This window comes from Pseudomonas sp. GXM4, from assembly GCF_008923895.1.
Taxonomy (GTDB): Bacteria; Pseudomonadota; Gammaproteobacteria; order Pseudomonadales; family Pseudomonadaceae; genus Aquipseudomonas; species Aquipseudomonas atacamensis.
In genome coordinates, this window is the sequence record NZ_WBRZ01000489.1 from 1 (window position 1) to 1510 (window position 1510).

The following is a 1510-nucleotide window of genomic DNA, read 5'->3' on the forward strand; positions in this document are numbered from 1 at the left end:
TGTATCTGGCTCACCGCTTTCGCGAGCAGGCTCGCTCCCACAATGTTTTGTGGTGTAACCAAAGATAAGGATCAAGCCATGCGCGCACTGGCTGCACTCAGCCGCTTTGTCGGCAATACCTTCGCTTACTGGGTTCTGATATTCGCCGTCGTGGCCTTCCTGCAACCGGCGTGGTTCATCGGCCTGAAAAGCGCGATCGTACCGCTGCTGGGTCTGGTGATGTTCGGCATGGGCCTGACCCTCAAACTCGACGACTTCGCCGCCGTCGCTCGCCACCCATGGCGGGTGGCGCTGGGCGTGGTTGCGCATTTCGTGATCATGCCCGGTGTGGCGTGGTTGCTCTGCCAGGTGTTTCACCTGCCGCCAGAAATCGCCGTCGGGGTGATTCTGGTCGGTTGCTGCCCGAGCGGCACCTCTTCGAACGTGATGACCTGGCTGGCACGCGGTGATCTGGCGCTTTCCGTGGCGATTGCCGCGGTCACTACCCTTTTCGCCCCACTGTTGACCCCGGCACTGATCTGGCTGCTGGCCTCGGCGTGGCTGCCGGTGTCGTTCATGGAGCTGTTCTGGTCGATCCTGCAAGTGGTGCTGTTGCCGATCGTTCTCGGCGTGGTCGCGCAGCGGCTGCTCGGCGACAATGTGCGGCATGCGGTGGATGTGTTGCCGCTGGTGTCGGTGGTCAGCATCGTGATTATTGTCACCGCCGTGGTGGCGGCGAGTCAGGCGAAAATCGCCGAGTCCGGCCTGCTGATCATGGCCGTGGTCATGCTGCACAACAGCTTCGGTTATCTGCTCGGCTACTTCACCGGGCGCCTGTTCGGCCTGCCGCTGGCTCAGCGCAAGTCGCTGGCACTGGAAGTCGGCATGCAGAATTCGGGACTGGGCGCGGCATTGGCCAGTGCGCACTTCTCGCCACTGGCGGCGGTGCCGAGCGCGCTGTTCAGCGTTTGGCACAATATTTCCGGAGCACTGCTGTCGACGTACTTCCGGCGCATGAGCGAGAAGGAAGACCGCGACAACCTCGCGCAACGGGCTGCCGATTGAGGCTGAAAACTTGATCCCCGGGTTAATGCTCGTCAGTATATTGCGCAACGCGGGGACGACCCTGCGGCTCGCTCGAGTCATTAATCTGGGGACGACCCCGTCAATCGATGGAGGTCCTGCATGTCCTGGATCATTCTGTTTTGCGCCGGCCTGTTCGAAGTCGGCTGGGCCGTCGGCCTGAAATACACCGACGGCTTCACCCGCCCGCTCCCCACCGCCCTGACCGTTGCCGCCATGGCCATCAGCCTTGGTTTGCTCGGTCTGGCGATGAAGGAATTGCCGCTGGGTACGGCGTATGCGATCTGGACCGGTGTCGGTGCCGTGGGTACGGTGATCGCCGGGATCATTCTGTTTGGTGAATCGATGGCGTTGATTCGGCTGGTCAGTGTGGCGTTGATCGTTACCGGGTTGATCGGACTCAAGGTCAGCGCTTAGGCCACCGGCCCCATCGCTGGCAAGCCAGCTC

2 protein-coding genes are annotated in these 1510 nt (G+C 62.0%); both read left to right on the forward strand.

All coding sequences use genetic code 11. From position 1 onward, the window contains the following. Positions 1-78 precede the first annotated feature (78 nt). Positions 79-1044: a bile acid:sodium symporter family protein gene (locus F8N49_RS27650; RefSeq protein WP_151553300.1), complete on the forward strand. Its 966-nt coding sequence runs from the start codon at positions 79-81 to the stop codon at positions 1042-1044. A gap of 120 nt (positions 1045-1164) precedes the next feature. Beyond that, the gene (sugE, locus tag F8N49_RS27655; RefSeq protein WP_024012188.1) at positions 1165-1479 is read left to right on the forward strand and encodes a quaternary ammonium compound efflux SMR transporter SugE; all 315 of its coding nucleotides are present in this window, start codon (positions 1165-1167) and stop codon (positions 1477-1479) included. The last annotated feature ends 31 nt before the right edge of the window (positions 1480-1510 follow it).

Coding starts and splice junctions, on each gene's coding strand:
- sugE (WP_024012188.1), top strand. CDS start 1,165: ATGTCCTGGATCATTCTGTTTTGCGCCGGCCTGTTCGAAGTCGGCTGG.
- F8N49_RS27650 (WP_151553300.1), top strand. CDS start 79: ATGCGCGCACTGGCTGCACTCAGCCGCTTTGTCGGCAATACCTTCGCT.